Origin of the sequence: Marinococcus halophilus, assembly GCF_002265875.1 — a bacterium.
In the GTDB taxonomy this organism is placed as follows: domain Bacteria; phylum Bacillota; class Bacilli; order Bacillales; family Marinococcaceae; genus Marinococcus; species Marinococcus halophilus.
This window is the reverse complement of record NZ_NPFA01000004.1, coordinates 43,593-67,820: the sequence shown is the minus strand read 5'-3', so window position 1 is coordinate 67,820 and position 24,228 is coordinate 43,593. Positions and strand designations below refer to the sequence as shown.

Sequence of the window (24,228 nt, the reverse complement as noted above, 5' to 3'; positions counted from 1 at the left end):
GGCGGGATAACATGACCACAAAAATCACAGAGCAAAAAATGCTTCTCGGCGGAGAATGGGTCGGCCGTGAGCAGACGCTGGACGTTGTCAATCCCGAAGACCAATCTGTGATCAGCACAGTGCCGATGGCAAGCAGCGACGATGCACGCGAAGCTGTGCGGATTGCTGTTGAAGGTAAAGAGATTGCCGAAGCTTTGAGTGTACGGGAACGTATGGATATATTAAACAAAGTGGCGGATTACGTGCTCGACCATGCAGAGGAGTTTGCGGAAATAATTGCTCTTGAAGGGAGCAAAACGATAGCAGAAGCTTCCGGTGAAGCAAGGAGAACTGCCGAAACTATTCGTCTCGGGGCGGAAGAAGCCCGCCGTCTTTCCGGGGAATCGATTAATTTTGACCAGATGGAAGGCAATACGCACCGGATGGGCTACTATTATCATTTTCCAGTGGGAGTTGTGGCAGCTATTACACCGTTTAACGATCCGTTGAACCTAGTGGCCCATAAAGTAGCGCCGGCCATCGCTGCTGGAAATGCGCTTATCGTGAAACCGGCGACAGAAACGCCGCTCAGTGCCCTGAAGCTGGCCGAAGCATTTATCGCTGCCGGGCTGCCGAAAAAAGTAATGACGGTGATTACCGGAAGAGGCCGTGGCATTGGCGACATTCTGGTGGAGTCAGAAGATGTACAGATGATCAGCTTTACTGGTGGGTACGAAACAGGCAAAAGTATCGCCCACAAAGCAGGTCTGAAAAAGCTGTCCATGGAGCTCGGATCAAATTCCCCATATATTGTCTGGAAGGACGCGGACATTGAAAAAGCAGCCCAGTCAGGCGTAGACGGAGCATTTGGGGCTGCTGGCCAAAACTGCCTGAGTGTGCAGCGGGTATACGCTCATGAAGATATTTACGACGCTTTTGAGACTTCATTTGTGGAAAAGGCCAGACAGGTACGTGCCGGAAGGAAAATGGATAAGGATTCCGATATTGGACCGGTCATCAATGAAAAAGAGGCTAAGCGAATTGAAAGCTGGATAAAAGAAGCAGTGGAGGCCGGAGCCAAAGTACTCGCCGGCGGAAACCGGCACGGTGCCTTTATCGAACCGACCGTCCTGTCGAATGTTCCGGAGGATTTGGCGATAGTAAAAGAAGAAGTGTTCGGGCCGGTCGTCATACTTGCTTCTGTTGCCACGTTTGATGAAGCAATCACCCGCTCAAACGCCGTGCCTTTCGGTCTGCAGGCCGGCATTTATACGAAAGATGTTAATATTGCGCTGAAGGCTGTACGTAAACTCCATGTCGGCGGCGTCATGGTAAATGACAGCAGCGATTTCCGCATTGATGCCATGCCGTTTGGCGGCGTCAAACATTCCGGGATCGGCCGGGAAGGCGTGGCTTTTGCAATCGAGGAAATGTCGGAAAAACGGCTCGTATGCTTTGCCATCGATGAATAAATAAATGTAGACGGGATAAAAGGGGGGATCAGCTCATGTTGTTTGAAAAAGATGAGTACCTGATGAGAATGAACCAGACAAAAATGAAAATGATGGAATACGGGATTGAAGTACTATTGGTCTCTAATCCGTCCAATATGTATTATTTAACGGGATACAATGCTTGGTCGTTTTATGTGCATCAGATGGTGATTGTAATGATTGATGAAGATCAGCCGCTATGGATCGGCAGGGAAATGGATGCCCATAGTGCAGTAGTCACCACCTGGCTCGATGACGATCATATCATCCCGTACCCTGATGAATTTGTACAGTCGACAATCAAGCACCCAATGGATTTCGCGGCGAATATTTTGACAGAAATTGGACAGGGCAACCGGAAAATTGGCCTGGAGATGGATGCATTCTACTTCACCGCGATGTGCTACGAGCGAATTCAGGCTGGTCTCCCAAATGCAGAATTCCGTAATTTCAGCACGCTCGTCAACTGGGTCCGGCTCGTGAAGTCAGACGCGGAAATCGAATGCATGTACCGCGCCGGCCGAATACTTGAAAATGCCATGCAGGCAGGGTTTGATACAGTGGATGTCGGCGTTCGGGAAAATGAAGTGGCCGCGGCCATTACTAACGCTCAAATTCTTGGTACGAAGGAATTCGGCGGTGACTATACGTCCATTGTGCCGATGATTCCTGCCAATGAAAACACAGCAACGCCTCATTTGACATGGACAGACCGGAAATATAACTATGGGGATTTTTTGACAGTTGAAATCGCCGGAGCCTATATGCGCTACCATACTCCGATGGCACGGACGATGGCGATCGGACAGGCTCCGGAGAAAATGTACGACCTGTCGGAAACAGTGGTTGAAGGGATCGAAACAACGATGGACGCAATTAAGCCTGGAATGACGGCGGAAGAAGTGGAAAATGTCTGGAGCCGGACCATTGCAAGACGTGGATATTTTAAAGAATCCCGTCTCGGTTATTCCATCGGACTCAGCTATCCCCCGGACTGGGGCGAGCATACCGTCAGCTTCCGGAAAGGCGACCACACTATTTTGCAGCCGAACATGACATTTCATCTCATGCCCGGCATATGGCTGGATGACCACGGCGTGGAAATTACGGAATCAATCCGTATTACGGAAAACGGGTGTGAATTACTAAGCCACGTGCCGAGGGAGATGTATATTAAAGAACCCGGAGTGCTTGGTGATGGTTTTGCGGAAAGCAGGATGAATGCCAATTACAGATAGTATACAGGAAGCGGGCTCCTTTTAAAGGGGCCTGCTTTTTTTGTGAGAGGCAGGTGTTGGCTATTTTTTCCGGATAGTGATAGCATAAAAGATGTTTGCAACGATGACTTGACTAAAAAGAGGTATGAACATGAACCATCAGGCCTGCATAAGAACTACACTCGGAGCCGCTGCCTTTGTGGCTGTTTTTTGCTATTTTTTAGAAGTGCTTTTACACGTGCCTTACATCGAATACGCGTACAGTTTTATTGCCGGAGTACTGCTTGTGGCCTCCTTGCCTGTTATGCCTGCATTGAACCGCCGCATCGTTTATGTGCTGCTTGCTGTCGGCATTGCTTTGTTCTGGATTTACGGAGTTTCCTGGCATATTGTATGGACAAGCTTTGGGGAGAACCTTTCCCTGCTGGCACTTTTTCTAACAGTGCCTCTCATCGGCACGTACATGTCTGAAGCGGGTCACCTGCATGCTTTTCAGCAGTACCTTGAACGGAGAAATGAAAAGAAAGCGGTCCCTCCGCATCAGCTTGGCTACGGAGTAACAGCAAGCATCGGTGCCATACTTAATCTCGGCTCCATGCCACTTGTGTACGGTATTGCCAAGGAAAGCTTTCCATCTTTTGAACAAAAAAGAATGGCATTGACGGTGCTGCGGGGCTTCGGTTCCTGTATGCTCTGGTCGCCATACTTTGTAAACATGGCCCTTATTTTAAGTATCTATGATTTAAGCTGGAGCGAAGTCGGTCCATACGGCATCATAATGGCTGCCGTGTTGACTACCCTGGTTATTGTATTCTTCCGGGCCTCCGCATTTGCTGATGATACTTGGACGTCGCCAGAAAAAAACAAAGAAGCAAGACCTCCGATGACTTCGATGCGTACGTTTTTACTATTTTTGGGCATACTGCTTGGGGCTTCTTTTTTGCTTGAAATGCTTCTACCTTATAATATGCTGACAATTGTTTCTATACTGGCTCTATTGTATCCGTGGACATGGGCTCTTGCGCTCAAACAGGCCACTTCATTTGCCCAGTCCACCTGGAAACACGTGAGCGGGTCGTTTGAACGCCTGTATAATGAAATTGGTATTTTTGTAACGGCCGGTTTCTTTAGCGTTGCGCTCCGAAGCAGTGATGCCGGGGCTTGGCTTTCAGAGGCTGTCAGCTTTTTATCCCAGGGCTATATGATTCTGCTGATTGCCTGGGTGGTGGCTATTGTAATGGGTCTCTCCACCTTAGGGATTCACCCAGTGATCATCGTTACAGGACTTGGCGGGGCTCTCTCTCCAGAAGTTTTTGGGGTGGAGGCTTCGTTTATGGCTGTACTGCTTTTGATGTCCTGGATGCTTGGTGTCCAGGTGTCTCCATTCACAGGCGCCATCCTCATGTCTTCTCATCTAATGGGGACAACCACCATCCAGGTAATAAGAAAAAATGCTGCATTTATTTTAAGCGCTGCCGTAGTATTGAGTCTTGTGTTATTTATACTAGGCGAAACAATAATGTAATAAAGAAGGAGAGAATCAGGAATGCGACCACTTGAAGCCGGAAAATTATATGGATCTGTCATGCTTGTTATGCTGATGTGGGGGCTTAACGTGGTGGCATTGAAGGTGCTGGTGGCGGAAATAAACCCGGTTTACATGCAGGCAGCACGCATCCTGCTCGCCGGTCTTTCCGTAGCTCTGTTTGTTTTTCTGCGCAGGGAGTTTGAATGGGTCCCAAGGGCCGCCATTAAGTATATTCTGCTGGCTGCGGTGTTTGGCATGACCGGCCACCATACCTTTCTGGCTGTAGGGCTGAGTGAAACAACCGCTGTGAAAAGCTCCCTGATTCTGGCTCTTCTTCCTATTACCACATCGCTGTTAGCTATGATTTTTTTAGGTGATGCCTTTACGAAGCTTCGCTGGCTCGGTGTATTTGCCGGGTTCGCCGGGGCAGTGCTCATCAATGTTACTGGAGAAGATGGGGGCGCAGTTCAAGGCGCAGCTACAGGAGACGCTTTTATTTTTGCCGCAATGGCAGCACAGGCTATCAGCTTTTTGTTTATAAAAAAAGCCTCCGAGCTGGTAGCCCCGAGAGTGCTGACGATTTATACGCTGATGGTCGGTTCTGTCGGATTGTTTGCCGTCAGCTTTATCCTCGCCCCGTCCGGCTGGGAATCATACATCACGGCGCCCGGCTGGGTATGGCTCGTGTTTTTGCTTTCCGGGATATTTGCCACCGGCCTTGGCCAGATATTATACAACGCCTCAATTTCGAAAATCGGTCCGGGGAAAACCGCTATATTTAATAATTTCGTTCCCTTTTTTGGTTTATTGAGTTCTGCGCTTATCCTCGGAGAAAACGTATCACCAGCGCAGCTTGGAGGCTTCGTATTTATTGTTGCTGGCGTGCTGCTTGGTACCGGCTGGGTGGACCAGCTGCTGTTAAAAAAACGAAAACAAGCGCCTGTTAAGCATCATTCTTAGCAGGCGCTTGTTTTTTTTCTGGCACTTCATCAAAACCGCCTGGATGAAAAGGGTGGCATTTGACGAGGCGCCGAATTGTTAGAAAGGCCCCTTTCCAAAATCCAAACCTTTCAAAGGCGGTGATGCTGTACTGTGAACAGGTAGGATAAAAGCGGCACGAAGGTGGAGTGAACCGGGAAATATATCGTTGATACAGTTGAATCAGCGCGATCATTATTTTTTTCATCCATACGCACTCCTATAATCATTTTTGCCTCTACATCGTAGCATAAATAGAAACAAAACAGAAAAACCCCGCTTAAAACAGCGGGGTTTAAGGCTGTTAGCCAGTATCAGCCAACATAAAAGGAAGCTGCTGGCGCCACTACCTGGCGGAGCTGCGCTTCTTCTTCGGCATTTAAACGGACCATCGGCAGACGGACATCGCCGGAAATGATGCCGCGCATTTCAAGGGCTGCTTTTACCGGTGTCGGACTAGGAGCTGCAAACATGGACTTCATGAGTGGCAGCAGGTCCCGGTGCCGGGAAGCGGCGTATACCGGCTGGCCGTTAAAGAAGCTCTGAATCATGTCCTGCATGCTTTCTCCGGCTACATGGGCAGAGACAGAAACGACGCCTGTAGCTCCGACGGACAGCAGTGGAAGTGTAAGGCTGTCATCACCGCTGTACAAAGTGAAGTCCTGAGGCGCATGCTGCAGAATATAGGCAGCAGCTTCAAGATCGCCGCTAGCTTCTTTAATAGAGCATATATTTTTGACATGGGAAAGACGGACAATCGTTTCCGGGGTCATGCCGGCCGCGCTTCTTCCCGGAATGTTATACAGCATCACCGGAGTGTTAATTCCTTCGGCAATCGTGCGGAAATGCTGATACATTCCCTCCTGGCTCGGTTTATTGTAATAAGGAGTAACGAGCATGACAGCGTCAATGCCGGTTTTTTCTGCTTCAAGGGATAATGCAAGCGAAGCTCTAGTGTCATTGGAGCCGGTGCCTGCAATAACCGGAACCCGGCCGTTAACAGTCTGGACCGTATGACGGAATAATGAAATTTTCTCTTCATGGGAAAGCGTTGGAGATTCGCCGGTGGTGCCGGCAACTACAATGCTCTCTGTTCCAGTGCTGATCAAATGATTAATTAATTTGGTTAATGCAGTGTAATCTATATCTCCGTGTTCATCGAATGGAGTCACCATCGCTGTACTTAATCTTCCAAAATTCATAATTACTCACCCTCTTAAAAGTATAGTCTTGCCTAAAAAGAGAGGGCTTGCGGTTTCACGTCTTCGCCTCCGCCTGGACACGAAAAAAGCAACCATGGAAGGAGTCCATCGTTGCAGGAACGCTTCAGCTGTTAAGCAGAACCGCACGTGCGTGAGATAGCCCTCCATACAGAAAACCTGTATGACAGTCCCGCATTTATTTAATACGAGACCAGCGTTGAACGAGTGAGTCGTTCTCAGCTTCGGCAAAAACCCCTTTCCGCTTTAATCACCAGAGCTCCTTCTCTTCCTAAAGCGTACTAATAATTTTCGCAACCTCTAACCTCACTTCTCAAATAAAGAAGCAGGATATGAAATTAATTAATTACACCATAGCAGATAACGTCCTAAAAGACAATAGTCCGTCTTAAAATTAATTGTATTTTCTATATTGCCCAATTCTAATGTACATAAACATAATTAAATATCGATTATTTATCCCTTCTCCGCAGTTGTTTTGACTGTTCTACAGCTATGTTAATAAAAAATTTTTAAAAACACATTTCATTTTCGGGGAGCTTTCTTATATAATAAGGGAGGGAAAACAGAACATTAGGGGGCCAATTACGTATGTCGCAGCTTCAGCAGATCGCTCTAGAACTTCCAGAAGAACTCTATACGGAAATCGAACATCTGTCCCAGTCCGAAAAGGATTCTTTTTTTCATCAGGTGTTAAAGGACCAGATCGAAAAACAAAAATCTACAGACATGCAGGAAAAATTGAAGAACGGATATGCAGAAATGGCTGCACTAAATGCTGAAATATGCGCTGAATTTGAATATGCCGAAACAGAATCTACACAATTGACAGAACGACGGCTGAACGAACAAAACTAGCTGTTCATCCTGTCCGGCAGCATAAGCGCGCAACCGGAAAAGGAGGTGAATGGGTGGTTTGAGTGATTCGAAACAAAACAATCAGCATCATAAAAAAGTAGTTAAACGGGGGGACGTATTTTTTGCGGACCTGTCTCCAGTAGTCGGTTCTGAGCAGGGAGGCGTCCGACCCGTACTTATCATTCAAAATAATATTGGTAACCGCTTCAGTCCCACGGTAATTGTAGCAGCTATTACGGCACAGATTAAAAAAGCAAAAATGCCGACGCACGTGGAAATTGATGCAGCTAAGCATCGGTTTGACCGCGACAGCGTTATTCTGCTTGAGCAGCTGCGTACCATTGACAAGCAGCGGTTAACGGATAAGATTACCCACCTGGACGATGATACCATGGAGCAGGTGCGTAAAGGCCTCGAAATAAGCCTGGGCCTGCATGAATTCAATTAATTCATTATACATAACGACTGCGGGTCCCCGCCTGCATATTGATACGTAAAACCTTTCCGGCCGGAAAGGTTTTTTTTGTTACAAAAAACAGAAATGAATGCCTTTAAAAAGCGATATATCCTTATGTGAGCTTAATAAGTCTTCTCAGTAGCGCAAAGGTTTAAATTAATACGAAAAACTTTTAAATGCTCTATTTTATTTTGAGTTGTGATGTGATACACTGCTCTAGGAAATAAAGAGAGGGTTGGATAAAACCAGCCTATAAGAGAGAGGATAAGGAAGGGAGGCTTTCATATGCTTAAAGCAATGAAGCAAAAATGGAGAGATAAGCGCAATCAGCTTGCCCGCCAAACAGAAGAACGGATCCAGGGTCATAACACAGACCTGCAGGTACAAATGAGGCAGAGACGTGAAAACGATGACTGGACTGATGAACTTCTCAATAAGGATATCGAAAAGTATTTGTATACGATCCATCCGTCGTTTCTTTTAAATGACCGTGTAAACCGGGCGCTTTACAATCGGCTGCTTGCCCGTGCCCAGGGAAAATACTCGCTGACGCTTTCTGTCACAAGCGAAATGAAGCTGGCACTCGACTTTTATAACACGGACCTTGCGGTGTTTCTTCGTTTGATTGAGAAAAAAGGCTTTCAGCTTCAGGGGAATGAAGAGCGTTTTCTGCTGACGCTTATGAACCGCCTCAGTGAAAACAATTACCGCATGTATAAAGAACGTTACAGCGAGTTGGATGCTCACAATTCTTCCTTATCAGAGGCCGTTACCTCGTATTTGCAGCAGGTGCCGCGCGCTTACCAACTCGAGACCGGACGCCTTGATTTCTTCTACAAGTTTCTGCTCAGCGAGGGCCTTCTTCCGGCAGGAACGACGAAGAAAAAACTGAAAAAATTGATTAAATCCTCCAATAAAAAGAAAGCCGGAGACCATCAGCTTGAGCGGATGGAACGCCGGCTTGACCGAATTGGTTAATAGATAAACAAAGCGCTGCAGCTCCGCAGCGCTTTTTGTTTTCTGGAAAGATCAGGATGAACTTAATTCTTTTCGAACAGGCGTTTCTGTGGCAGAATATAGGTAAATAACAGAAGGGATGGAGAACTGATGAGTCAAAACGAAACAAACCTCAGCACGTTTTTTGCCGGCAAATTGCAGGAAGCAAAAACTCAATTTGAACGCACCATCGACTGTAAACACACAGCTTTTGACGATTTGTATCCTTATATGAATGAACAGCCGCAGTTTTTCTGGTACAAACGTTACGTAGCCTGGCAGGAGCTGCTTACCACTGTAGAGCTTGCAGAAGAGCTGAATATTAATTGGCAGAAAGAATTTAAAACAAAGCAGCAGAACTTTATTGAAAGCAAGGTACTCGATGCAAAAGTGCTTGATGAATGGTACGGAAAACAGCGTACTGAAGCATAAAAAAGCCGGCGGAGCCCTCCGCCGGCTTTTTATAGCTTTTTTGTCTCCTGCCGCTGTATTAAAAAATGAAATGAGCAATAAGAACAATAACTGGGAGTGAAATAATGGTTCTTTCCAAAAAGATGAGAACAAGATCGGCAAATCGGACAGGAAGCTTACTGCCAAGCAGCAGGCCGCCGACTTCGGACATATAAATAAGCTGGCTGACCGATAAAGCCCCAATAATAAAGCGGGTCATTTCGCTTTCAATGTCCGTGCCAAGAATAGCCGGCAGAAACATATCCGCAAAGCCAATGAGCATCGTTTCGCTGGCTACTGTAGCTTCCGGGACCTGCATGAGCTGCAGGAGCGGAACAAACGGGGCCCCAAGCCACGCGAACAGCGGCGTGGATTCAGCAATTACAACAGCAATAGTACCAAGGCCCATGACAATTGGGATCACGCTGATCCACATGTCGAGTACGTTTTTTGTGCCGCTGACCAGGACGGAAGACCAGCGGGTGTGGGAAGCTTTATGGAGCGCTTTTTCCCACCCGGAAACGACAGGGTTCTTGCCTGATTGGCCATTGGCAATCTCGTCTGCAGGCTGCTGGTTGTAATACTCGTTCTTCTTCCGGGAAAGCGGAGGAATACGGGGCATAATGAGTGCGCATACGACACCTGCAGCAACGATGGTGAGGTAATACGGCAGGGTGTAGGCAAGCAGATCCAACTCACCGAGAATGGTGATAGTGAAGGTGATGCTGACCACCGAGAACGTCGTACTGATAACTGCAGCCTCCCGCTGTGTGTAATGGCCGCTTTCATACTGCTGGCTTGTTAAAAGCACTCCGATGGTTCCATCTCCCAGCCAGGAAGCAAGACCATCAATCGACGAACGACCCGGAAGCGTAAATAACGGGCGCATCAGAATGGTAAGGATGGAGCCGAAAAACTCGAGCAGGCCGAAATTAAGCAGAAACGGCAGGAAATAACCGGCGAAAAAGAAGACGGTAATTAAAAGCAGTATTAGGGAATAAAGAAGGAGACCGCCGGTGGCATCCCCGATAAGCCAGTCAGGGCCGATTTGAAACAATGTTAAAAAGGCAAACAGAAAGCCTAAGATCCGGATGAAAAGCCAGCCGTTCGTTACATGAAACAATGAAACAGCAATGCCTGAAGAGAACGGCCGAAATCTGGCAATGATGGCGCCGGCTACGGAAATGCCAATGAAAATAACGCCCAGAGCGGGCAGTATGCCGCTTAGCATTGTTTCGAGCCACCCGGCAAGAAGGGCCACCGGAACAGTTAAGCCGGCGTCGGTAGAAATAGGAACCATAAATAAGAAAATCCCGATCAACGAAGGGATAATAAACTTAAGGGCGTGGGACGCCCGATTGGATGGGGTGGAACTCATTTTCTTCACCTCGATATTCATACAATTTTATGTATAATTACTACAAACATTGTACTAAATTAACACGAAAGCCGCCATTTGCAAAGAATATTTTTACCCTTCATCTGGAAAGGAGAAACGAACAGGCTATGCCGCAATACATTTTTGATATTGAAGCCGTTTATTTAAAAGAACCAGAGGATGAGCTCCGGACACATATAGCGGAGGTGAAAACTGAAGTCATCCACCGGGAACACGGCGATATACTATTTGAAGCCCTCATACCGGTTGCTTATCATGCTTACGGAGTTTATCCTGACGTAAAAGCAGTGGCCTCCCAGATTCCCCGCCCGGCGGTACAGCGTGAGGTGCTCTTCCGTGTGAAACGATATGTTAAAAAGCTGCGACCGTTTTTATAAGCTACACAGAGCAGGCAGAGGCTCAGCGCAGAATATGAAGAATCTCCCCAAGTGACGCTAGTTCATGGTCAGCCCGGAAGTCGTGTGCCGGGATGCTGCCGTCATGGTTGATCCAGGCGCTGCTGATGCCGGCGTTTTTGGCCCCGGAAATATCGGTGTTCATATTGTCTCCGATCATTAATGTATTCTCGGGATCGCTGCCGGCAAGCCGGAGCGCATGAGTAAATATGGAAGGGTCGGGCTTTCCAACTCCGAATTCGCCGCTGATAATAATATGATCAAAAAAAGGCACCAGGGCTGGAGTCAGGGAGAGCTTCAGCCGCTGCAGGCTCGGGGAGCCGTTAGTAAGCATAAGCAGCTGATACTGGTCCTTTAGCGTGTGGAGTACTTCAAAAGTATCGGAGTAGACGTAGGGAAGGTGCCGCCGGTGCATAATAAAACGATTTTTCAGCCATTCCCCTGTCTCCGGCTGATAAATACCGTGGGCCGAAAGCGCCCTTGTCCAGGTCTCCTTCTGGTAAGAGGAAATAAGCCGGCTCATTTCTTGAAAGCGCCGGTGCTCGATATCGTCAAAATGTCCCCAGAGACCTTCGAATGCGTTAATACCGATGGTTTTAGTGAAGTCATACACAGAGAGATTCTTGTAGAGTTCGGGTGCTGTCTGCTTCACAGTTTCCACGAGCAGCGGCGCTTTTACCCCGGTGCGTATCTCAGCGTCGAAGGCTGTAGCACGCAGGGCCTCGGAGATGCTTTTTTTGTCCCAAAGCAGGGTGTCGTCCAAATCAAAGATAAGTGTCTTCATAAAAATTCCCCCGTGAAAGTAAAAAGTATGTATAAATCATAGCACAGCGATTATTGTTTAAGAAAAAGAAATATGCCGCGCCGTACTGAAAAGCAAATAATTCAGTTTAGGGACTGTCAAGTGAAAAGAATTAGTGTACAATGTAGGTGTGTGAGAACGCTTCATAAGAAACGCCGCTCTAAAGGTGCCTTGAAACGGGAATCAGGTGAATTTTCGGCCTCCTGCAGCGAGGAACATACATATTTTACGTATACTTGACTGTGTACGGTTTTGAGCAACTGCTTTAAGCATGTTAAAATATGTCTGATTTATGAAAAGACATGTTCTCGAAGAATTGGTTGAGTCGAAGAAGGGAAGTGATGGTGGAAACTCCATTCCAATGGTTCACTTTCATAGATAATACACGACTAATATGTTAGTTTGGAAAACTTATTGATCACATAAGCTGGGGGTATCACTCGATGAGTAAGCATCAATCCAGGGCTGAAGAAGCCTGGCAGGAATTTTATGGTCCCAATCTGGGTTATATGTGGGAGCAATACGACCTATATAAAGAAAATCCGGAAGATGTAGATCCGGATATCAAAAGCTGGTTTGACCAGTACGGCCCGCCCTCTTCAAACGGGGAAGCAGCAGTCAGTTATGCTCCTGCTGTGGACGAAAAAGACCAGGCAGTCGGTGCCGGACTTAATATGGAAAAAATCGCGCATGCCGTCAAGCTTGCTGAAAACATTCGTATTCATGGCCATCTGTCTGCGGATATTAACCCGCTGCAGGAACCAAACGGAGAAACATCGTTTTTACGAATTGAAGAGTACGGATTAAGCGAAGAGGATCTTCGCACGATTCCGAAGGAAATTCTCTGCCCGGACGCTCCGGCATCAGTGGCTGACGGACTTGAAGCAATTGAGCATTTAAAACAGATGTACACTAAAACCATCGCGTTTGAATTCGACCACGTACACGATGTGGAAGAACATCGCTGGCTTAACCGCAAAGTGGAGTCCGGCGAAATTTACAGTGCTGTCTCGGACGATAAGCGCAAAGCACTGCTGAAAAGCCTTACAGAAGTAGAAGCGTTTGAACAGTTTCTGCAGAAAACATTCGTCGGGCAAAAACGTTTTTCTATAGAAGGGATCGACATCCTCGCTCCTATTATGGAAGAGCTCACACACAGCGCGATGCAGGACGGCGCAAGAAATATTATGATCGGCATGGCCCACCGGGGACGGTTAAGCGTTCTCGCTAAGGTTATCGGCAAGCCATATGATTTAATTTTTTCCGAGTTTCAGCATTCTCCGAATAAAGATCTCGTGCCTTCTGAAGGGTCGGTCGGGATTAACTACGGCTGGACCGGGGACGTTAAGTACCACCTGGGTGCGGATAAAAACATTAACCAGGAATCCTTTGAGTCCCGTATTTCCCTGGCAAACAATCCAAGCCACCTGGAATATGTAAACCCGGTTGTGGAGGGCTATACACGGGCGGCACAGGACGATGTCAGCGAACCGGGCTTTCCACAGCAGGACGGTTCTAAAGCCATGGCTATTTTGGTGCACGGGGACGCAGCTTTCCCCGGTGAAGGTGTTGTAACGGAAACCTTAAACATGAGCCGGTTGAAAGGGTACCAGACGGGTGGAACTGTGCATGTCATTGCCAATAACCAACTCGGTTTTACGACAGATACGCATGATGCACGAAGCACTACCTATTCGAGTGATCCGGCTAAAGGGTATGAAATCCCGGTTATCCATGTGAATGCGGATGAACCGGAGGCATGTCTCGCAGCTGTGCAGCTTGCTTACGAATACAGAAACAAATTTAACAAAGACTTCCTGATTGACTTGATTGGCTACCGCCGTTACGGCCATAACGAAACGGACGAACCAGCGGCGACCCAGCCTTACTTATACGGGTTGATCCGGGAGCATCCGACCGTGCGTGAGCATTATGCGAACTATCTGGACGAAATCGGATTCTGGAGTAAATCCGAAACAGATCAGCTGAAAGAAGATACGATGAATCACCTGCGGGACCAATACAATAAAGTAGCAGAAGATAAAGAAACAGAAACTGAGATCGGGCCAGTGCCGGAAGAAGTGGAGAAACGCCTTCCAAAAGTAGAAACCGGCTATGATTTAAACGAGCTCAAAGAAATTAACCAGGAGCTTATTACCTGGCCGGAAAACTTTAACGTATTCCCGAAATTAAGAAAAATCCTTGAGCGCCGCGGTCCGGCAATGGAAGAAGACGGCAAAGTGGATTGGGGCCACGCTGAGGCATTAGCTTTTGCGACAATCCTGGCTGACGGGACGCCGGTGCGCTTGACGGGCCAGGATTCCCAGCGTGGTACATTCGCACAGAGACACCTGGTGCTGCATGACCATAAAAATGGCGACATTTATTCTCCGATGCATACATTCTCGAAAGCGAACGCGGCTTTTGCACTCTATAACAGCCCGCTTTCTGAAAACGGCATTGTCGGATTTGAATACGGCTATAACGTGCAGGCTCCTGAAACATTGACATTATGGGAAGCCCAGTTTGGTGATTTCGGCAACGCTGCCCAGGTAATATTCGATCAGTTTGTATCTGCAGGCCGGGCCAAGTGGGGACAAAAATCAGGTATGGTCTTTCTGCTCCCCCACGGCTATGAGGGACAGGGACCGGAACACTCGAGCGCCCGGCTTGAACGCTTCCTGACGCTCTCGGCAGAAAACAACTGGAATGTTGCTTATCTGTCAAGTTCAGCCCAGTATTTTCACCTGCTTCGGCGCCAGGCGGAATTTCTCGGAAAAGACGAGATGCGTCCCCTTGTGCTTATGACGCCAAAGAGTCTTTTGCGTAATCAGACCGTAGCAAGTGAACCCGAAGCTTTCGGAGAAGGTTCTTTCCAGTCTGTAGTAGAGGATCCATTGACTGGTAAAGATAAAAAGAAAGTTAAACGTCTGCTTGTAGGCACCGGAAAGATGACAATTGATCTGCATGAAGCACTGGCTGAAGGCGAAGTGCCGAGTGATATTCATATCGTCCGCGTCGAAGAGCTCTACCCGTTCCCGGAAGAAGAAATTCGAGATATTTTAACAGCTTATCCAAACGTAAAATCGATTCAATGGGTCCAGGAGGAGCCGAAGAACATGGGCGCATGGTCTTATATGTACCCGCTTCTGCATAATCTGGCTCCAAAAGGGACAACGGTGGACTATATTGGACGCCGCAGAAGGTCAAGTCCGGCAGAGGGCGATCCCACGATTCATAAAAAAGAGCAAAACCGCATTATTCAGGAAGCCCTAAAAGGAAACGAATAAGGAGGACGCAGTCATGGCAGAGATCAAAGTACCAGAACTAGGTGAATCCGTTACAGAGGGAACAATTGCAGAATGGTTAAAAAAGCCAGGCGATAAAGTCGAACAAGGAGAAAACATTGCTGAACTCGAAACCGATAAAGTAAATGTGGAAATCCCATCGGAAAAATCTGGTGTCCTCCAGGAGTTGCTGAAAGAAGAAGGCGACAACGTGGAAGTCGGCGAAGTAATTGCTGTAGTGGATGAAAACGGCGAAGCGGGCGGCGGAAGCTCAGAAGAAAAAAGTTCGGAAGAAGCGGCCCCTGAAAAAGAAAGCGAAGCGAAACAGGAAGAAAAACAGGAAGATTCCAAAGAACCGGCAGCATCTGAATCTGAACAAGGAACAAAAGAGGAAGCGAAAGAAGAATCTCCGGCTGACCGTCCGGTTGCTTCCCCATCAGTGCGCAAATACGCGCGCGAACAAGGCATTGACCTGAACGAAGTGGCCGGAAGTGATCCAAAGGGACGTGTCCGTAAAGAAGATGTGGATAAGGAAGTAAAAGGCAGCAGCAAAAAAGAGGAAAAACAGCCTGAAAAACCTGCGGCTAAAAGTGAAAAGGATGAGTTCGAAGGCAAGCCGGTCGAGCGTATTAGAATGTCCCGCCGCCGCCAGACAATTGCAAGCCGCCTGAAGGAAGTCCAGCAGGAAACGGCGATGCTGACTACATTTAACGAAGTGGACATGTCAGCAATTATGGACCTGAGAAAGCGCCGGAAGGATACGTTCCAGGAGCAGCACGACGTGCGCCTCGGATTTATGTCTTTCTTCACGAAGGGTGTTATTGCTGCACTGAAAAAATACCCGCTATTAAATGCAGAAATTCAGGCAACAGAAGTAATTAAAAAACAATTTTATGATATCGGTATGGCTGTTTCCACTGATGATGGCCTCGTGGTGCCTGTCGTCCGGGACGCCGATCGCAAAACATTTGCCGAAATCGAACAGGAGATTATGGACCTGTCCTTAAAAGCCCGGGACAATAAATTAACCCTGAAAGATCTCCAGGGCGGTACATTTACGATTACGAACGGCGGCGTGTTTGGTTCCCTGCTGTCGACTCCAATCCTGAACGCTCCCCAGGTTGGCATACTCGGAATGCACACTATTCAGTGGCGCCCGGTAGCCATTGACCAGGATACGATGGAGAATCGCCCAATGATGTATACAGCCCTCTCATACGACCACCGTATCGTAGATGGAAAAGAAGCAGTGAGTTTTCTCGTAACGCTTAAGCAGCTGCTTGAAGATCCGGAAAACCTTCTCCTTGAAGGCTAATATCCGAGGAAAAAAAGCCCGCTGATCGCGGGCTTTTTTCTATGGAAATAAGTAACAGGTGGATGATGAATGTGCGAAACCATGGGAGTAAAAAACCACATTTTTTGATAATTTGCGATAAAACCTGATTTTCAGCTATTTCTTCGTAAAATTAGAGGTGAAGTAAAAATAAATGATTTTTTCTTTAAATAACGCTTGCGTACATCTTGTACCTATTGATATAATCGCTTTGTGATCGTTAAGAGAACGCGATATATCAAGGAGGGATAGTATGAGCAATATTAAAATGGACCGAAAAACAGCTGCGCGTATTAGAAGAGATGGAGGCGTAGTTACGCTGGACCCATTTTATTTTTGGAATCAGAAAAAAGACAAAGGCCCAGTTGATACGGTAGTACAGGTAGGAAGCCCTGCTGAAACTGCTACATATACGCTTTACCAATTTGAAGATATCTCTGTGTACGTACATGAACGCCTACAGTTGAAAAAAGAATTGCGCCTATTCCTCCATGGATTCGGTCCGTTCGAACATCTTAATTGTGCAGGCGTGAAGCGATTCAGCAAACCTCAAAAAACAGCAAACGCTGTTTCCTAATACTATCAAAAAACGCCCTGCAGCCAGGGCGTTTTTATTAATCATTTTTTTAATTTCACATACCAAGTTAAACAAAAAAATAAAAATCTGATATAATAAAACCAAACATATGATCCGGTTTTTAATCCGGTAGAGGAGAATGTTCATGAGCCTACAATTTTACCTTGGGCGTTCCGGAACGGGGAAGTCCACCGCCATATATCATGAAATTAACGAAATGATTACCAGTGACCCCAACGGGCCGCCGGTAATCGTTATTACCCCTGACCAAATGACATTTCAAGTGGAACAGCAGCTAGTCCACTTGTCGGAAAAAGGAATGACGCGAGCCCAGGTCTACAGTTTTCCCAGGCTGGCATGGAAAATTTTTCAGGAAACAGGCGGAGCAGCAAAAACAGCTCTCCAGAAAACAGGCAAGCAGATGCTGATTCGAAAGGTTATCAGTGAGCAGCGTAAGCATTTTCGACTGTACGAAACCTCAAGTTATACGGACGGGTTCATTGACCAGGTGGATGACGTGATCACGGAATGGAAAACCCATAACGTGTCGAAAGCGGCTATGCACGGTATGGTGGAAGAATTGGAAAATAGCGGGGCAACCGGGGCTGATCGTATTTTAACAGCAAAGCTTCAGGATCTTCTGTTGATTTGGGAGGAGATGGATAAAGTCATCGGCGACCGGTACATTGGCAGCGAAGAGCAGCTGTTCTGGCTGACCGAAAAGGTGTCTGCATCTGAGTATATCGCAGATGCCGTCATATATATTGACGGCTTTCATCGGTTCACGCCGCAGGAACTGGCAGTGGTCGAGCAGCTGCTCCAGTATTCACAAGGCGTCCGGGTGGCGTTGACGCTCGATGATTTGACAAATAAGGAAGAGGCTCATCCCGCCCCGGATATGTTCAGGCAGACAACAAAAACGTATTATCAGCTAAGCGCCCTGGCAGAAGAACATGCAGTGCCGGTGAACAAGCCATACTGGTTCAACGACAGCGCATCAACTAAAAACGAAGCACTACAGCATTTAGAAAGATTTATGGAAAACCGTTCTTATAAAACACTTCGTGCTGGCGAAGCTATTACAGTTAAAAATGCGGTCAACCGCCGGACCGAAGTAGAAGAATGTGCCCGGGATATCGCAGCGCTCGTCCGGGACGACGGCTACAGGTATGAAGACATTGCAGTGGTCGCCAGAAATCCCAGGGATTACAATCACATCATTGAAACTGTATTTCATGATTATCGTATTCCTGTGTTCGTGGATGAAACACGTCCCGTATTAAACCACCCGGTGGTAGAATTTATTCGTTCGGCGCTTGAAACAATTGCAGAACGCTGGAGATATGAGTCGGTGTTTCGCACATTTAAGACAGATATGCTCTTTGACGTGCAGGAGTCCTGGGCAGAAGCGAGAAAACAGGTAGACTTTCTGGAAAACTATGTGCTCGCACGAAATATCAAAGAAAAAGACTGGAAAAGCGAAGAACGGTGGGTGTACCGGTACCATGCCACAAATGTGGAGGACGAGTGGGAGCATAAAGACAACTACGAAATCGAGCAGGATATTCATCACACGCGGATGCGGTTAAGCGCTCCGTTGTTCTCGTTGCAGGCCCGCTTGAAACAAGCGGACACCGTACGAGGGAAAGCGGGGGCGCTATTTACATTTTTGGAGGAGCTGCGGATTCCGGAAAAGCTTGAAACGATGCGTGATGACTGCCTCCGGCATAATCGCCTGGAAATGGCGAGAGAGCACGAACAGATCTGGGACATGATGGTGGAACTGCTTGAGCAGATGGTAGAAGTTGCTGGTAATGACAAAGCAGGGATGCAGACGTTTCAACAGATGATGGAAGCGGGCCTTACAAAAGCTACATTTTCGATTGTTCCGCCTTCCCTCGATCAGGTAACGGCAGCTGATATGGAACGTTCACGCCTGCTCGGTATTAAAGTGGTATACTTGCTTGGCGTGAATGAAGGCATACTTCCGGCCGCACTCGAAGAGAGCAGCATGCTGCAGGAGGCAGACCGTGCCTGGCTGGAGCAGCGCGGAATCGAGCTTGAAGAAAGCGGTGAGGCAAAGCTTTTGAATGAAAATTTTCTCATTTACCGTACGATGAGCATGCCAGCGGACAAGCTGATTGTCAGCTATCCGATGGCAGATGAAGAAGGGAAACGGTTGCAGCCTTCGATCGTGATCCAGCAGCTGCTGGATATGTTCCCGGACCAGGCGCCAATCCTGGTTCAAAATGAACCAAGCGTTTACCCGAAAGACCAGCAGCTGCATTTTGTGAATGCTTCTATGAAAACAATGAGTTTTTTAATTGGGGAACTCGAACGCTGTAAACAGGGCGAGGAAGTGGCAGGCCTCTGGTGGAGCGTCTATAATGTTTTTGTTAAACACAACCGTCTTGAAAAACTGACTAAGAGCCTGTTTTACCGCAATGAAGCCGTGGACCTTTCCAGGGAAACGACCCGGGAATTGTACGGCCGAAAAATGAAAACAAGCGTGTCGCGGATGGAACAGTATGAAGCCTGTGCTTTCCGGCAGTTTGCTTCATACGGATTAAAACTCAAGGAAAGACAGTTGTACAAGCTTGAAGCACCGGATATCGGGCAGCTGTTCCATGCGGCTTTAAAAGACGTGACAAAAGCAGTGTACCGGGACGGCCGGACATGGGAGGAGCTTTCCGAGCAAAATGCCCGTGACTATGCAGAAGAAGCTGTGCATGAATTGGCTCCGGCGATTCAGCGGCAGATTCTTTTAAGCAATTCCAGACACCAGTATTTACTGAAAAAGCTTGAAGAGACCGTGCAGCGGGCTTCGATGGTTTTGAGCCAACAGGCTAAATCAAGCCGTTTTTCTCCTATTGGGCTTGAAGTAGGCTTTGGACCGAGCGAAGAAATTCCGCCGCTTCTATTTGAACTGGCTGATGGCACACAGATGGAAGTGGCAGGGAGAATTGACCGCGTTGATCAGGCTGTATCGGACAGTGGAGTGCTGCTGCGGGTGATTGATTACAAATCCAGTGAAAAAGATCTGCGTCCGGAAGAAGTATTTTTCGGGCTGGCGCTGCAGATGCTTGTATATTTGGACGTGGTGCTGTCGTTTTCGGAAGAGTGGCTCGGAACGAAAGCAGACCCTGCGGGGGTGCTATATTTTAACGTCCATAACCCGATTATTCAGGCGGGAAGATCCTGGTCACCGGAAGATATTGAACAGGAAATGATGAAGCAGTTCCGGATGAAAGGGATTCTTCCTGATGATCCCGGCATTGCTAAAATGATGGATGAGCGGCTTGAATCGGAAACCGATTCATTTATCGTTCCAGCACGTCTGACTAAAGGCGGAGAATTTAATAAACAATCGCCAGTAGTTTCAAAAGAACAGTTTGAACGCCTTCGCGGGCATATCCGCGAAAAAATCCGTGCTATCGGCGAACAACTGAGCTCCGGCGATACGAGTATTAAACCTTTTCAAATGAAGCAAAAAAAAGCATGTGACTACTGTGAATTTCATTCTGTATGCCAGTTTGACCGCGGGTTCCCGGGCAACGAGTTCCGGAGCTTTCGAAGCGGTGGCATGAAATGGGAGACGCTGTTCCAGGAGGAGGAAAACGATGAGTCTGAGGACCATTCCTGAAAAACCGACAGATGCCCGTTGGACGGACAGCCAGTGGGAAGCAATTCAGGCAGAAGGAGCAAATATTTTAGTTTCGGCTGCAGCGGGGAGCGGGAAAACCGCTGTGCTGGTTGAACGGGTGATTCGAAAAATTACACAGGCAGAAAACCCGGTAGACGTAGACCGTCTGTTGATCGTAACATTCACTAATGCAGCCGCTGCAGAAATGAAGACAAGAGTAGGCAAAGCGCTCGAGGAACAATTGAAAGCAGAGCCTGCCAATCTGCATATCCGCAGGCAGCTGGCGCTTTTGAACCGGGCGTCCATCTCCACCCTGCACTCGTTCTGTATGAACGTCATCCGCACGTATTATTATCTGGTGGATGTGGATCCCCAATTTCGGATTATGGACCAGAATGAGGGGGCGATGATTCAGGAGGAACTGCTTGAGGAACTGCTTGAGGAAAATTATGCCGGCGAGGATAACGATGATTTTGTCCTGCTTGCTGACCGGCTGAATAAAGATCGGAGCGACGACTCGCTGCGCGAAGCAGTGCTCCGGCTGTTCCAGTATTCCCGGGCTCATGCAGACCCGTCGGGATGGCTTCGGGAAGTGGCCGATCAATACCGGACAGACGGAAGCAGGTCGGTCGAAGAACTGCCATGGGGCCATGAAATGATACAGCAGGCAAAGACCTCGCTGGCCGGGGCGGCCCGCAAATACGAAAATGCAATTGCAGCTGCAGAGCAGCCGGATGGGCCAAAAGCAAACCTCGCTCTCCTGCAGAATGAGCTTGAAACGTGTCGGAAGGCTCTTGAAGCTCAGACGTGGAAGGATCTGCAGCAGACGTTGGCTGCATTCACCTTTAAACGCCTGGCGGGAAAAAAGGAAGAAGAGGTGGCTCCTGAACGAAGGGAACAGGTAAAAAACGGCCGGGACGGAGCCAAAAAAGTAATTCAAAAACTGCAGGAGGAAATGGGAGCCGAAAACCCGGAAGACGCGTTGAGTGATATTGCTTCTCTCCATCCCTCGGTCCGGGAGCTGTGCCGGCTGGTGCAGGTGTTTAGTGAAAGGTACTACCAGATAAAAAAGGAACGGGCGATGATGGACTTTTCCGATCTGGAACATACATGCCTGCAGATTCTGGCTTTTGAAGAAGCTTCGGAGCATTATCGCAGTTTTTTCCAGGAAGTACTCGTGGACGAGTACCAGGATACAAACTTCGTGCAGGAAAACATCGTCAATCAGCTTGCTTCTGGTAATAATTTGTTTATGGTCGGGGATGTTAAGCAGAGCATTTACCGTTTCCGGCTGGCAGAGCCGGACCTGTTTTTAGAAAAATACCAGCGGTACGGAGAAAGCGATGACGGTGAACGGATCATGCTTGATAAAAACTTCCGCAGCCGCCGCCAGGTGCTTGATGCTGTCAATTACTTATTCCGCCAACTGATGGATAACGATCTCGGCGGGATTGCCTACGACGGACAGGCAGAATTAAAATGGGGCAACGATCAGTACCCGGACATAGGAAATATTGAAACTGAGGTAGCTGTTATAGATCAGGAAAATGTCGCAGACCAGGATCCGCAGGCGGCAGAGCTGACTAATGCCCGGGCAGAGGCCAGGTGGATTGCCCAGGCGATCAGTCTTTCAATGCAGAATGGCTGGGTGACGGACCAGGAAACAGGGGAAAAACGCCGGCCGGTGTACCGGGACCACGTGATCTTAATGCGGTCGATGCCCTGGGTAAACGAAATGATGGAAGAGATGCAGGCGTATGGCATCCCTGTGTACGCGGAAGTGTCCGGAGGATATTTTCAGGCAGTTGAAATTCAAATTATGATTTCCCTGCTTCAGATTATTGATAACCCACTGCAGGATATTCCGCTCGCCGCTGTGCTCCGGTCGCCGATCATCGGCTGGGATGAAGAAATGCTCGCCCAGGTACGACTTGAGGACAAAAGTGCTTCTTTTTATCAGTGTGTAGAGCTGGCAGCTGCTGGTTCCTCCAGCATGCAGGCCCGGGCCCAGGCTTTTTTGGAGCAGCTTGAAGGCTGGCGCAGCCGCTCCAAATACGAACCACTGTCAGAATTCATTTGGGCACTGCTCGAAGAAACCGGCTATTTGGATTTCTGCTCCGGTCTGCATGGAGGTAAGCAGCGACGGGCAAATCTGCTTGCTCTGTATGAGCGTGCCCGGGTGTATGAATCGACATCTTTTCGTGGTGTCTTCCGCTTCCTCCGCTTTATTGAAGGCATGAAGAACCGAAAAGAAGACCTGGGCACAGCGCGAGCGCTTGGGGAACAGGAAGATGTCGTACGATTTATGAGCATCCACAAAAGCAAAGGCCTGGAGTTTCCCATTGTTTATGCTGCCGGTCTGCAAAAAAGCTTTAACGTGCAGGATCAACGGCAGCCGCTGCTCTTTCATAAAGAGCTTGGCATCGGTATGAAATACGTAGATCCAACACAACGCATCAGTTGGCCGACCCTTCCGCATGCGGCGATTAAGCACCGAATGAAAACAGAAAGCCTTGCCGAAGAACTGCGTGTGCTCTATGTAGCGTTCACAAGAGCGGAAGAAAAATTAGTCCTCGTAAGCTCGATGCAGCGAGTGGAGAAGAAATTCGAAGAATGGGAGCAGAAAAGTGCCCAGGCGGGGAACACTCTTGAACTGCATGACCGTCTGGAGGCCCAGCATGCATTTGACTGGCTGATGCCTGTGCTGTTGCAGCACGCCGATGTAGACCCATTAGAGCAGCGGACAAGCAGAAACCTGAGGGATAATTCCACCTGGAGGGTCCATATTGTGCCGGCATCCACCCTGCAGATTGGTTCAGTGCAGGAAGAGACGGAGACAGCCGGCTGGCTTCAGGCGGTTAAGGATAAAGAAGAGGTACCTGCAGGCGAGGAGTGGAGCAAAGAAGTCCGGCGCCGTATGTATTGGCGTTATAAATATGAGGCAGACACGAGGCACGCAGCCAAAATTTCAGTAAGCGAATGGAAGCGGCGCTCGGAGGATCCTCAGGCGGAGCAGCGACACGCGACTACGTTCACATCAACTTATGCAAGAAGACCATCATTTATGATGGAAGAAGCGGTGAGTCCGGCAGAAAAAGGAACCGTTCTTCATATTGTTATGGAACAGCTGGCTTTTACTGGAGCCCCTGATGAAGAACGGGTGCAGCGGCTGCTGCGGAGGCTGGTGGATGAAGAATATATAACGTCTGCGCAGGCAGAAAGCGTTGATACTGCTGCGGTCATCGCCTTTTTTGACACTGATTTGGGCCGGCGTGTCCTGGCGGCAGAAAAAGTGCAGAAAGAAGTTCCTATTACAGCTGGAGTAACCGAGGCAGGGCTTGAAAACCGGCAGCTTCTCCAGGGAGTGGCAGACCTCGTGATCCAGGAAGCGGATGGCCGTTGGGTACTTATTGATTATAAAACGGACCGGGTACAATCCCGATTTCCAGGAAACCCGCTGCAGCAGCAGGAATTTTTGCGGGAACGCTACCAGACTCAGCTTGATTTATACCGCTCGTCGCTGGAGAGCATATGGAAGACGGCTATATCAGAAGCTTATATTTTCGCCTTCGACGGCATGCAGGCCATTTCCATGAACGGCCAATGAAAGAAAGGA

General features: G+C 48.2%; 18 protein-coding genes and 1 riboswitch. Of the genes, 14 read left to right on the top strand and 4 right to left on the bottom strand.

Translation table 11 applies throughout. The features are described 5' to 3' along the window. Positions 1 to 11: 11 nt before the first annotated feature. From CHL76_RS05515 to CHL76_RS05500, 4 genes are all read left to right on the top strand, one after another. Entirely contained in the window at positions 12 to 1,451 is a 1,440-nt protein-coding gene (locus tag CHL76_RS05515; protein ID WP_094908066.1) for an aldehyde dehydrogenase family protein, read from the top strand. A 35-nt stretch (positions 1,452 to 1,486) separates the two neighbouring features. Next, positions 1,487 to 2,710, top strand: a complete 1,224-nt coding sequence (locus CHL76_RS05510) for a M24 family metallopeptidase (protein ID WP_079476527.1) — start codon at positions 1,487 to 1,489, stop codon at positions 2,708 to 2,710. A 130-nt stretch (positions 2,711 to 2,840) separates the two neighbouring features. Continuing rightward, positions 2,841 to 4,214 carry a hypothetical protein gene (locus CHL76_RS05505; RefSeq protein ID WP_094908065.1) on the top strand — a complete coding sequence of 458 codons (1,374 nt, stop codon included), beginning with the start codon at positions 2,841 to 2,843 and terminating at the stop codon, positions 4,212 to 4,214. 21 nt (positions 4,215 to 4,235) lie between these two features. Beyond that, positions 4,236 to 5,177, top strand: a complete 942-nt coding sequence (locus CHL76_RS05500) for a DMT family transporter (protein ID WP_094908064.1) — start codon at positions 4,236 to 4,238, stop codon at positions 5,175 to 5,177. Here the strand turns inward: CHL76_RS05500 and yidD are convergent. Both yidD and dapA read right to left on the bottom strand, forming a co-directional pair. After that, a complete protein-coding gene (yidD, locus tag CHL76_RS05495) occupies positions 5,161 to 5,403 on the bottom strand; it encodes a membrane protein insertion efficiency factor YidD (protein WP_094908063.1) in 243 nt (80 codons plus the stop codon). The two genes, CHL76_RS05500 and yidD, sit on opposite strands and share 17 nt — an antisense overlap. A 106-nt stretch (positions 5,404 to 5,509) precedes the next feature. Continuing rightward, a complete protein-coding gene (dapA, locus tag CHL76_RS05490; protein ID WP_094908062.1) occupies positions 5,510 to 6,397 on the bottom strand; it encodes a 4-hydroxy-tetrahydrodipicolinate synthase in 888 nt (295 codons plus the stop codon). Between the two features lie 149 nt (positions 6,398 to 6,546). Beyond that, positions 6,547 to 6,726: riboswitch (Lysine riboswitch) on the bottom strand. A gap of 280 nt (positions 6,727 to 7,006) precedes the next feature. Between dapA and CHL76_RS05485 the strand changes: the two genes are divergently transcribed. The 4 genes from CHL76_RS05485 to CHL76_RS05470 all read left to right on the top strand — a co-directional run bounded on the left by CHL76_RS05485 (position 7,007) and on the right by CHL76_RS05470 (position 9,158). Then, positions 7,007 to 7,273: a hypothetical protein gene (locus CHL76_RS05485; protein ID WP_079476522.1), complete on the top strand. Its 267-nt coding sequence runs from the start codon at positions 7,007 to 7,009 to the stop codon at positions 7,271 to 7,273. A gap of 58 nt (positions 7,274 to 7,331) precedes the next feature. After that, entirely contained in the window at positions 7,332 to 7,721 is a 390-nt protein-coding gene (locus CHL76_RS05480) for a type II toxin-antitoxin system PemK/MazF family toxin (protein ID WP_233133223.1), read from the top strand. A 294-nt stretch (positions 7,722 to 8,015) separates the two neighbouring features. Then, positions 8,016 to 8,708 carry a hypothetical protein gene (locus tag CHL76_RS05475; RefSeq protein WP_079476520.1) on the top strand — a complete coding sequence of 231 codons (693 nt, stop codon included), beginning with the start codon at positions 8,016 to 8,018 and terminating at the stop codon, positions 8,706 to 8,708. 129 nt (positions 8,709 to 8,837) lie between these two features. Then, entirely contained in the window at positions 8,838 to 9,158 is a 321-nt protein-coding gene (locus CHL76_RS05470; protein ID WP_079476519.1) for a hypothetical protein, read from the top strand. Between the two features lie 58 nt (positions 9,159 to 9,216). Here the strand turns inward: CHL76_RS05470 and CHL76_RS05465 are convergent, their stop codons facing one another. Next, entirely contained in the window at positions 9,217 to 10,554 is a 1,338-nt protein-coding gene (locus CHL76_RS05465) for a YjiH family protein (protein WP_094908061.1), read from the bottom strand. A gap of 128 nt (positions 10,555 to 10,682) precedes the next feature. On the opposite strand from CHL76_RS05465, the gene CHL76_RS05460 reads away from it, so the two are divergent. Continuing rightward, positions 10,683 to 10,952 carry a hypothetical protein gene (locus tag CHL76_RS05460; RefSeq protein WP_094908060.1) on the top strand — a complete coding sequence of 90 codons (270 nt, stop codon included), beginning with the start codon at positions 10,683 to 10,685 and terminating at the stop codon, positions 10,950 to 10,952. A gap of 22 nt (positions 10,953 to 10,974) precedes the next feature. On the opposite strand, the gene CHL76_RS05455 is transcribed toward CHL76_RS05460, so the two are convergent. Next, entirely contained in the window at positions 10,975 to 11,754 is a 780-nt protein-coding gene (locus CHL76_RS05455) for an HAD family hydrolase (RefSeq protein ID WP_094908059.1), read from the bottom strand. Positions 11,755 to 12,215: 461 nt separating this feature from the next. Between CHL76_RS05455 and CHL76_RS05450 the strand changes: the two genes are divergently transcribed. The 5 genes from CHL76_RS05450 (at position 12,216) to addA (ending at position 24,219) form a co-directional block, all read left to right on the top strand. Next, positions 12,216 to 15,062 carry a 2-oxoglutarate dehydrogenase E1 component gene (locus CHL76_RS05450; protein WP_079476515.1) on the top strand — a complete coding sequence of 949 codons (2,847 nt, stop codon included), beginning with the start codon at positions 12,216 to 12,218 and terminating at the stop codon, positions 15,060 to 15,062. Positions 15,063 to 15,075: 13 nt separating this feature from the next. Next, positions 15,076 to 16,374, top strand: coding sequence for a 2-oxoglutarate dehydrogenase complex dihydrolipoyllysine-residue succinyltransferase (odhB, locus tag CHL76_RS05445; protein WP_094908058.1), 1,299 nt, complete (start codon positions 15,076 to 15,078; stop codon positions 16,372 to 16,374). Between the two features lie 271 nt (positions 16,375 to 16,645). Next, positions 16,646 to 16,969: a hypothetical protein gene (locus CHL76_RS05440; protein ID WP_079476513.1), complete on the top strand. Its 324-nt coding sequence runs from the start codon at positions 16,646 to 16,648 to the stop codon at positions 16,967 to 16,969. A 145-nt stretch (positions 16,970 to 17,114) separates the two neighbouring features. Then, positions 17,115 to 20,612: a helicase-exonuclease AddAB subunit AddB gene (addB, locus tag CHL76_RS05435; protein ID WP_158219080.1), complete on the top strand. Its 3,498-nt coding sequence runs from the start codon at positions 17,115 to 17,117 to the stop codon at positions 20,610 to 20,612. After that, positions 20,590 to 24,219 carry a helicase-exonuclease AddAB subunit AddA gene (addA, locus tag CHL76_RS05430; RefSeq protein WP_094908056.1) on the top strand — a complete coding sequence of 1,210 codons (3,630 nt, stop codon included), beginning with the start codon at positions 20,590 to 20,592 and terminating at the stop codon, positions 24,217 to 24,219. The genes addB and addA overlap by 23 nt, the downstream gene beginning before the upstream one ends. Positions 24,220 to 24,228 lie beyond the last annotated feature (9 nt).

What these genes read in the sequence shown, in the direction of transcription:
- CHL76_RS05515 (WP_094908066.1), top strand. Translation starts at nt 12, where the DNA reads ATGACCACAAAAATCACAGAGCAAAAAATGCTTCTCGGCGGAGAATGG.
- CHL76_RS05510 (WP_079476527.1), top strand. Translation starts at nt 1,487, where the DNA reads ATGTTGTTTGAAAAAGATGAGTACCTGATGAGAATGAACCAGACAAAA.
- CHL76_RS05505 (WP_094908065.1), top strand. Translation starts at nt 2,841, where the DNA reads ATGAACCATCAGGCCTGCATAAGAACTACACTCGGAGCCGCTGCCTTT.
- CHL76_RS05500 (WP_094908064.1), top strand. Translation starts at nt 4,236, where the DNA reads ATGCGACCACTTGAAGCCGGAAAATTATATGGATCTGTCATGCTTGTT.
- yidD (WP_094908063.1), bottom strand. Translation starts at nt 5,403, where the DNA reads ATGAAAAAAATAATGATCGCGCTGATTCAACTGTATCAACGATATATT.
- dapA (WP_094908062.1), bottom strand. Translation starts at nt 6,397, where the DNA reads ATGAATTTTGGAAGATTAAGTACAGCGATGGTGACTCCATTCGATGAA.
- CHL76_RS05485 (WP_079476522.1), top strand. Translation starts at nt 7,007, where the DNA reads ATGTCGCAGCTTCAGCAGATCGCTCTAGAACTTCCAGAAGAACTCTAT.
- CHL76_RS05475 (WP_079476520.1), top strand. Translation starts at nt 8,016, where the DNA reads ATGCTTAAAGCAATGAAGCAAAAATGGAGAGATAAGCGCAATCAGCTT.
- CHL76_RS05470 (WP_079476519.1), top strand. Translation starts at nt 8,838, where the DNA reads ATGAGTCAAAACGAAACAAACCTCAGCACGTTTTTTGCCGGCAAATTG.
- CHL76_RS05465 (WP_094908061.1), bottom strand. Translation starts at nt 10,554, where the DNA reads ATGAGTTCCACCCCATCCAATCGGGCGTCCCACGCCCTTAAGTTTATT.
- CHL76_RS05460 (WP_094908060.1), top strand. Translation starts at nt 10,683, where the DNA reads ATGCCGCAATACATTTTTGATATTGAAGCCGTTTATTTAAAAGAACCA.
- CHL76_RS05455 (WP_094908059.1), bottom strand. Translation starts at nt 11,754, where the DNA reads ATGAAGACACTTATCTTTGATTTGGACGACACCCTGCTTTGGGACAAA.
- CHL76_RS05450 (WP_079476515.1), top strand. Translation starts at nt 12,216, where the DNA reads ATGAGTAAGCATCAATCCAGGGCTGAAGAAGCCTGGCAGGAATTTTAT.
- odhB (WP_094908058.1), top strand. Translation starts at nt 15,076, where the DNA reads ATGGCAGAGATCAAAGTACCAGAACTAGGTGAATCCGTTACAGAGGGA.
- CHL76_RS05440 (WP_079476513.1), top strand. Translation starts at nt 16,646, where the DNA reads ATGAGCAATATTAAAATGGACCGAAAAACAGCTGCGCGTATTAGAAGA.
- addB (WP_158219080.1), top strand. Translation starts at nt 17,115, where the DNA reads ATGAGCCTACAATTTTACCTTGGGCGTTCCGGAACGGGGAAGTCCACC.
- addA (WP_094908056.1), top strand. Translation starts at nt 20,590, where the DNA reads ATGAGTCTGAGGACCATTCCTGAAAAACCGACAGATGCCCGTTGGACG.